This is a genomic window from Nostoc sp., assembly GCF_036917455.1.
Classification (GTDB): Bacteria; Cyanobacteriota; Cyanobacteriia; order Cyanobacteriales; family Nostocaceae; genus Nostoc.
In genome coordinates this window covers 19,591-27,772 of record NZ_JBALDK010000196.1, presented here as the reverse complement: position 1 = coordinate 27,772, position 8,182 = coordinate 19,591, and the positions used below count along the sequence as shown (strand labels likewise).

The window sequence follows — 8,182 nt, the reverse complement described above, 5'->3', positions numbered from 1 at the left end:
TCTTCATCTTTAAAACCAACTGCCCGCAGCATAGCTCGATTTGGCGATCGCTGCACCCCTTGCGTCACAACTTGGCTTCTTAAATTCTCCGACATCTTTTTTCCTTCCCTGGCATCATCGCAACAATTGCGATTGGATTATCTGATTTTCTCATGCATACGCAGCCCGATGGAACATGAGCAAGCATTGCTCATGTTCCCAGCCCCAGTTTTTTATTAACGATTGTCTGACTTTCAAGACAATCGCTACAATTTGGCTACTTACTCGTCAATTTGACCAACACGGCGGATATTCAAAATGTCGCTCATTTTCTTGATTTGCACGAACACTTGCTCTAGTTGAAAGCGATCGCGTATATCTATTCCTAAGTCCATCAATGCAGGTTGACCAATAGCCGTTTTCACCTGAGCATGGCGGACATTAATCCCTTGGTCACTCAACCGTGACAAAATATCCTTTAGCACCCCAACCCTGTCAAGAGCTTCAATTTGTACATCCACAGGGTAAGTATGCGGACGACCGCTATTTTCGGCGGCTGGGTTCCACCTAACTGGTACTAAACGCTCATACTCCACAGTCTCTAAATTATTGCAGCCTTGGCGATGAATTGAAATCCCCCTACCTCGCGTCACCACACCGATAATCGGTTCGCCAGGAATCGGGGTACAACACCCAGCTAAATAATACACCAACCCCTCTACCCCAACAATAGGCGAATCACTGGCGCGAGAAGTCGTTAGAGGTGCATCTCGCAAAGCCTTTGATGCCGGTTCTTTGGGGATAAAAGGCGACACAGTGGAAACTGGTTGTTGTCCCTTCGCTACTTCTCGCCAACGATTTAGCACCAAGTTCAAGGTAACTTCACCGTAACCCAAACCGGCGAGTAAATCGTCAACGCTGTGGTAGTTACACTTTTCGGCGACAATCTGCATTGCATCGGACTTTAGCAGACTATCAAAACCAGTTTTACCGAGTTCCTTTTCTAACAATTCCCGTCCACGGGCAACATTTTCTTCGCGGCGCGATCGCTTGTACCATTGTTTTATCCGATATTTCGCCGCCGAAGTTCTGACAAAGTTCAACCAATCCAAACTCGGATGGCAGTTCTTTTGGGTGAGAACTTCTACAATATCGCCGTTGTGTAGCCGCGTTGACAAAGATACCATTCGCCCATTCACCCGCGCCCCTGAACAGTGATTTCCCACTTCCGTATGAATGCGATAAGCAAAATCTACAGTGGTAGAACCGGGACTTAAAGGCACAACATCCCCCTTGGGCGTGAAGACATAGACATCATCTTCAAATAAATTATCTTTGACGCTATCAAGATATTCTTGTGCATCCTTGAGATCGGTTTGCCATTCTAGCAGCTGCCGCAGCCAAGTAAACTTATCATCTGTCGCTGTCGTCAAATGGCTAATACTAGAACCCCCTGTTTCTTTGTATTTCCAATGGGCGGCAATCCCATACTCAGCGATATGATGCATTTCGATTGTCCGAATTTGCACTTCTAAAGGACGGCCAGTTAATCCAATCACCCCAGTGTGCAACGACTGATAACGGTTAGGCTTTGGCAGTCCAATGTAGTCTTTAAATCTCCCTGGAATTGGGCGAAAAGCGTCATGAACCACCGCCAACGCCCGATAGCACTCCTCATTAGTTTGAACAATAATCCGCAGCGCAGCCAAATCGTAAATTTCATGAAATTCCTTTTGCTGGCGGTGCATTTTTTGATAAATGCTATAAAGGTGCTTGGGACGACCGCTAATATCTTGAAAAGCTATTCCAGTTTGCTGCAAACGTTCCCGCAAAATGTCTGTAGCTTTAGCCAGTTTCTCTTCTCGCGCCGTCCGTTTTTCAGAAACATGCTCTTGCATTTGGCGGTAAGCTTCCGGTTCCAAATACTTAAAAGCCAAATCTTCCAGTTCCCATTTTATTCGCCAAATTCCCAAGCGATTGGCTAAAGGTGCAAATATATCTCGCGTTTCCTGGGCACTGCGGCGGCGACTGGCCTCTGACATATATTGTAAAGTTCGCATATTATGCAAACGATCTGCCAATTTCACCACAATTACCCGAATATCTTGCGCCATTGCCAAAAACATCCGCCGGAAGTTTTCGGCTTGGCTTTCGGTTTTGCTGGTGAAATTGATTTTAGAAAGTTTGGTGACACCTTCAACCAATTGCCGCACTTCTGGGCCAAAGCGTTCTTCTATTTCTTGACTTGTAACTTCTGTATCTTCAACGACATCGTGGAGGAATCCAGCTGCTATCATAGCAGCACTGCCTCCCAAGTCACGCAGCAAGTCGGCTACAGCGATGGGATGGGCAATATATGCTTCTCCCGATTTGCGGTATTGACCTTGATGCAGTTGGTAAGCAAATTCAAATGCGCGACCAATTAAAACTGCATCACTATGCCTTCGGTCATCTTCCGCTTCGCCGTTACTTATGGATGACTCCTTCAAACATTTTTTCAACCATTCCGGAATGGCTAGATCAACTGATGAATTTATAGCTAGACTGCTCATACAATTGGGTTTGGATAGGATCGGTAGATTAAGTGAATGATAAATAAAAATGGCAGCATCACTCTAAGAAGATGCTGTCGCCCAGAGACGGGTAGAAAAACAGTGTAAGGATTGATTCTCCAATTGCCGATAGAGTCATCCAGTTTGAGTTTCAAGAATCATAAGCTTGAAAATCCATTGATGGCAAACAAAGCTTCAAATAATGATTTGAAGCTTTTAGTGCTGATAAGTGTAAAAGAGAAGTTTATTGTAGAAGAAAAATTACTTGACACTAATACTATCTTAACTAGCACTGGATGTCTTTAAACTCTGAGAAATATTTGGCACTCGTAACCTTGCTAGAGCAATTACGCACGGATGCCACAACTACCCAAATTGCTGCGTCCGAACTGCGACAGCGTGTAGCCTCGTTGCAGCAATTTTTCGGACAGCAAATTGTGCCTTTGGCTGATGAAAACTGGCGAGTCCAGTCTTATCAAACGGAAATGAGCAAGCAATTGCGCTTGTTGGCAATAGATGTGATGTTTTTGCAAGGAGCGCGGCAAGCATCGACTGCACAAACGAGACTTCAAACGATTAGCGATCGCGTGACAACCCTCATTCAATACTGTGATGCCATCCTGCAACCAGAAGCGGAAGGAGAAAAATAACAATTGTTCACCTTTTTCTCTAATTAATCCATCATCTCATTTACAACCGTTCGTGAAAAGTTATTTTGGCAACAAGTTGGGAATGGGGACTGGGGACTGGGGACTGGGGACTGGGGACTGGGGACTGGGCAAGAAGCAAGGGAGTAGGGGATAAGGGGACTTGAGTGATAACTTGCAACAAGTCTTTCCCAGTCCCCAATACCCAGTCCCCAATACCCAGTCCCCAATACCCAGTCCCCAATACCCAGTCCCCAATCCCCAATCCTCAATTCCCAATACCTTTGAGGAGAAGATTCATGGTGCGGCGCATATACGCTTCTACTGGCTCGGTTATGGGTTTAAAAATAAGTGCATAGTAGAGTGACCCACTTAAAAGGTCGATAACTAGCTCAATATCCGCATCCTTGTGGATTTCGCCTCTAGATTTTGCACGCTTAAGTACTTTAGACAAAGCTTCACGTCGGACTTTGGTATATTTTGTCCAGTAAACCTCGGCAAATTGAGGGTTGCTAGATGCTGTACTAACAATTAGCGCGAGTGTCTGACGGCCAAGAGGACTATCTATTTTTTGAGCAGCATGATTGATGAGGATATCCATGTCTCCCCAAAAGCTGCCAGTATTGGGGAGCGTTAAATCATTTCTCAGGTTTTCTATCGCGTCTGCAACTAGTTCTTCTTTGGAAGTGTAACGCCGATAGATAGTCGTTTTACCAACTCCAGCGCGGGAAGCGATCGCTTCTATGCTCATACTTTGGTATCCAACCTCTGCGAGCAAATCTAGGGTTGCTTGGAGAATAGCTTGGTCGGCATGGATGCTACGCGGCCGTCCAGAGGGTACGTTAATTTGCTTATTCATAAAAATATCATCCCCAAGCAATATCATCTTGGCAACTTGCTTCTACCTTTAGGTACAGAACAAGCATCTGGGAAACAAATAAGCCCTAAAACCCAGTTTTAATGCACGAAAACAGCAGAAACTACCATCCATCTTTAGCATAAGTATTTTTGCTACTTTTCGTTGAAGTCTCCCTTGACCATTCTTATATGATACGCTACCGTAGCGTATATATACAATACTTAATTTTAGCTTCTGTAATGCCAAATAAAGAGCCCAATCCAGGTATCGCATTGATACCAATTTTTCAAAATAAAGCTACAGATAAGCTGTTGTGTTTTTAATTTGCACATTGAGATAGCAGGGGAGCAGAGGAGAGGGTTTACAGGTTCTACCTAAAAGATTATGAGGCAACTTGTAGGCGCGCGCGACAGCTTACCAGAGAAGGAAACCCAGATAAAATCTGACCAATTACATAGCTAGCTTCTCGCCTAGTCTACGAGACGCTACGCGAATGGCGAGTATTACAAATTACGAATTAAAATGGCTACCAACATTAAACGTTCTAGCACCGATCAATTTGGTTATGTCCACGGGCCTTTGAAGTGGGCGATCGCCTTCACTGCTTCATTAGGTGCAATTTTAGAAGTAATTGATACTAGTATTGTTAACGTCGCTCTCACCGATATTCAAGCAACCTTGGGTGCGACTGTGAGTGAAGTGGGCTGGGTAGTTAGCGGATATGCGATCGCTAACGTCGTCTTAATACCCTTATCTGCATGGTTAGGAGATTACTTTGGGCGTAAAACCTACTTTATCTTCTCACTGATTGGTTTTACGATTTCCTCTATTTTATGTGGGCTATCCTTCAATCTCCCAATGTTGATTGCCGCCCGAATTCTCCAAGGTTTATGCGGTGGCGGATTGCTAGCAAAAGCCCAGGCGATTTTGTTCGAGACTTTTCCCCCAGCCGAACAAGGTTTAGCCCAAGCAGTTTTTGGTGTAGGTGTGATTGCTGGCCCAGCAATTGGTCCAACACTAGGAGGATTCTTAGTAGATGGTTTAGGCTGGCGCTGGATTTTCTTTGTCAACATTCCCTTTGGGATCGTTGCAGTAGCCATGTCTTTGGTATTTTTGCCCAAGAATAAGGACAAAAGCGAGACTCAAAACCAAGCTGTTGATTGGTGGGGAATCGGGTTTTTAATCGTGGCTGTGGGCAGCTTACAAACTGTATTAGAAGAAGGAGAGCAAGATGACTGGTTTTCCTCTGGTTTCATCATCACTCTGTCCATTCTGGGCATTATTGGCTTGGGGTTGTTTATTTGGCGAGAGATGAAAACAACTGACCCTGCTGTGGATTTGAGAGTTTTGCGTCACCGTTCTTTAGCTGCGGGAAGCGTTCTCTCAGCAGTAGTGGGTATGGGGCTTTATGGCGCACTCTTTGCTGTACCGATATTTGCTCAAAGTGTGCTGCAATTTACGGCAACACAGACAGGACTATTATTAGCACCTGGGGCTTTAGCGTCTGCGATCGGGATGGTTTTATTAGGCAAACTCAGTAGCATAGTTGATGCCCGATTTTTAATTGCGATCGGTGCTGTCGGCTCATCTGGAGTCATGTTTCAACTAGCAGCAATTACCCCACAAACTGGTATAGATGATTTATTTTGGCCATTGGTATGGCGCGGAGCCTTTACTGTATTTATGTTTCTCCCTTTAAGTTTGGCAGTTTTAGGCCCACTACCCAAAAAAGATGTTTCTGCTGGTTCTGGTTTCTATAACCTAACTCGACAACTAGGTGGCAGTATCGGCATTGCCTTACTTACTACTCTGCTTGACCGACGACACACTTATCATCGAGATATCTTGTTATCAAAACTTAGTCCTTACGATCCAGAAACCACTCAGCGCCTCGACTTGCTCAATGGGGCACTCCAAAATCAAGGTATGGATGCGACAACAGCGCAACAACAAGCACTAGCTTTATTAAGTCAGACAGTAGATACTCAAGCTGCCGTTTTATCTTATGCAGATTGCTTTCGAGTCGTAGGGATAGGGTTCCTTTGCTCATTACCTTTGTTACTATTCCTGGGCAAAGGCGGTGCAGGAGTGAAAGCGCCAGTCGGTCACTAGTAATCTCCCAAGTTCAAGTTTGCTGAGTAAACCAAATTTTAGAATCTTTCTCTCTTTTTCTCTGTGTTCTCTGTGCCTCTGCGGTTCTTTCTTTTAACCTTAAAAGTTAGCTTGACAAAGTACTAAGATATCTGTCCCATTAATTTTGATAAGTTCGTAGTAAGCACTACCCTGCGGGAACGCTGCGCGAACAGTGCTTAAAAATCCAGCACTAAAGTCCTGACTACGAACTTGTTCACCTTATAAAAACTAAGGTTTATAGCGATCGCATCCCAATTTTAAATTCTCTGATTGCAAAACTACGTAATAACACGGATTAAAAATTATTCTCTACAGATTTATCTGGATAAAAAAGTAAAAGTCCTACTCAGTTATGAGCAGGACTATGTGAAGTTTTGTTACTAAGATTAGAAATCTCGATCTTAGAAAAAGTTCATTATTGTAATAACACTAACGCTGGTCAACATTATTAAAGCGCCCATAGTTATTGATTGTCCTAAAGAGTTGGGCAATTTTGAATTCTTCATTTCAGTAAAATCCTTTTTGTTAATAGTTCCTTAAACATATCAAAATCAGTATAAATATCTATAAAAGCTCTGTAAAACTTAAAATACCGTAAAATTTCTTAGTAAATAATTTATTTATTGCTCGTGTATTCGTTTTGACTAAACAAAAATAGGACAACGCCCTCATCAGCACTGAAAACTCGGAACTATTTTCCCCATTCCCATAATGTAGTAATTTCCGAACAGAATAATTACCTTATATCCGAGCGGAATACGAGTCTTTTTGGGGTAAAATAAAACTTAATCAAAGTAAAAATATTTGAACAGAAGATTATCATGACAGTCTCCACGGCATCTATAAACCAAACGATCGCTTTTGACTTAGACAAATTAAATGAGCAATTTGAAACTGCCACTCCCAAAGACATACTGGCATGGTCTATAGAAAATATCCCAACGGGATTGGTGCAAACAAGCGCCTTTAACGTGGATGACATGATAATTACCCATATTCTTTACAGTGAACTGAAGCATCCCGTTCCTGTAATCTTCCTCGACACCTTGCATCACTTCCCTGAAAGCCTAGAATTAGTAGCCAAAGCCAAAGAAATTTACAACCTGGATTTGCAGACTTTCAAAACTCCAGATGTAAAAACCCGCGAAGCCTTTGAAACCAAATACGGCGACAAACTTTGGGACAAGGATATTGCCAAATTTCACCACCTTACAAAAATTGAACCACTGCTAAGGGGTCTAGACGAACTTAACAGCACCGCTTGGATCACAGGCCGTCGCCGCGATCAAGCAGTCACCCGTGCTAATATGCCCATATTTGAATTAGATGGTAAAGGTCGGCTAAAAGTAAATCCTATTGCTAGATGGACACGCCAAGATAGCTGGGTTTACGTGGCTGAACACGGAGTCATCTACAACCCTCTCCACGACAAAGGTTATCCCAGCATTGGCGATGAACCCATCACCACCAAAGTAGGTGAAGGCGAAGACGAACGCGCCGGACGCTGGCGGGGAAGTGATAAAACAGAATGCGGAATTCATATTTAAGGGGAAGTAGGGGTAGGAAGTGGGAAATAGAATAAAAGAAGAATTTCCCCAAACCTCCCCTTCTCTGCTTACTCTGAGCCTTTGCGGTTAGATAATACTGTTACACAACAAATTTAGGTAAGCAATTACAAACTGCTTAAATCATAAGTATTTTGGGCTTTTTAAGCGTGCTATTGGCATTGCTTCCTTGACGATCGCAGATGTATGTAATGCTCACTGATGGGCTGCACCAAGCAATTCACCAGCTACGGTACGGTGGATGTGATCCCAATACAGTTTGGATAAGCACTATTCATCTAAGAGTGTAGGGAAAACGGAAAAGGTTTGAATTTAGCCTTTTCTCAGAAATTTTGATAATTATTTGTAATTGCTTACCTAGTTTGTATAAGTTAATTCTCAATTGCATGATTAAATTAGGGATTTCCAAGAAATACATTATCCAAATAAACGAACCACAGAGGCGCA

The 8,182-nt window shown here is 43.2% G+C and carries 5 protein-coding genes; 3 read left to right on the top strand and 2 right to left on the bottom strand.

Going from position 1 to position 8,182, the window contains the following annotated elements; translation table 11 throughout:
- Positions 1–260: 260 nt before the first annotated feature.
- Positions 261–2,531, bottom strand: a complete 2,271-nt coding sequence (locus V7K42_RS20415) for a RelA/SpoT family protein (protein WP_334919184.1) — start codon at positions 2,529–2,531, stop codon at positions 261–263.
- 296 nt (positions 2,532–2,827) lie between these two features.
- Between V7K42_RS20415 and patD the strand changes: the two genes are divergently transcribed.
- Complete coding sequence (gene patD, locus V7K42_RS20410) at positions 2,828–3,181, top strand: heterocyst frequency control protein PatD (RefSeq protein WP_334919183.1); 354 nt, start codon at positions 2,828–2,830, stop codon at positions 3,179–3,181.
- A gap of 265 nt (positions 3,182–3,446) precedes the next feature.
- Here the strand turns inward: patD and V7K42_RS20405 are convergent, their stop codons facing one another.
- Positions 3,447–4,037: a TetR/AcrR family transcriptional regulator gene (locus tag V7K42_RS20405; RefSeq protein ID WP_334919182.1), complete on the bottom strand. Its 591-nt coding sequence runs from the start codon at positions 4,035–4,037 to the stop codon at positions 3,447–3,449.
- A 522-nt stretch (positions 4,038–4,559) separates the two neighbouring features.
- Here V7K42_RS20405 and V7K42_RS20400 point away from each other — a divergent pair.
- Both V7K42_RS20400 and cysH read left to right on the top strand, forming a co-directional pair.
- Positions 4,560–6,149 carry a DHA2 family efflux MFS transporter permease subunit gene (locus V7K42_RS20400; protein ID WP_334919181.1) on the top strand — a complete coding sequence of 530 codons (1,590 nt, stop codon included), beginning with the start codon at positions 4,560–4,562 and terminating at the stop codon, positions 6,147–6,149.
- An 842-nt stretch (positions 6,150–6,991) separates the two neighbouring features.
- Positions 6,992–7,717, top strand: coding sequence for a phosphoadenosine phosphosulfate reductase (gene cysH, locus V7K42_RS20395; protein ID WP_334919180.1), 726 nt, complete (start codon positions 6,992–6,994; stop codon positions 7,715–7,717).
- The last annotated feature ends 465 nt before the right edge of the window (positions 7,718–8,182 follow it).

Bases quoted from the DNA above. Each gene is read 5' to 3' on its own strand.
- cysH (WP_334919180.1), top strand. From the start codon at position 6,992: ATGACAGTCTCCACGGCATCTATAAACCAAACGATCGCTTTTGACTTA.
- V7K42_RS20415 (WP_334919184.1), bottom strand. From the start codon at position 2,531: ATGAGCAGTCTAGCTATAAATTCATCAGTTGATCTAGCCATTCCGGAA.
- V7K42_RS20405 (WP_334919182.1), bottom strand. From the start codon at position 4,037: ATGAATAAGCAAATTAACGTACCCTCTGGACGGCCGCGTAGCATCCAT.
- V7K42_RS20400 (WP_334919181.1), top strand. From the start codon at position 4,560: ATGGCTACCAACATTAAACGTTCTAGCACCGATCAATTTGGTTATGTC.
- patD (WP_334919183.1), top strand. From the start codon at position 2,828: ATGTCTTTAAACTCTGAGAAATATTTGGCACTCGTAACCTTGCTAGAG.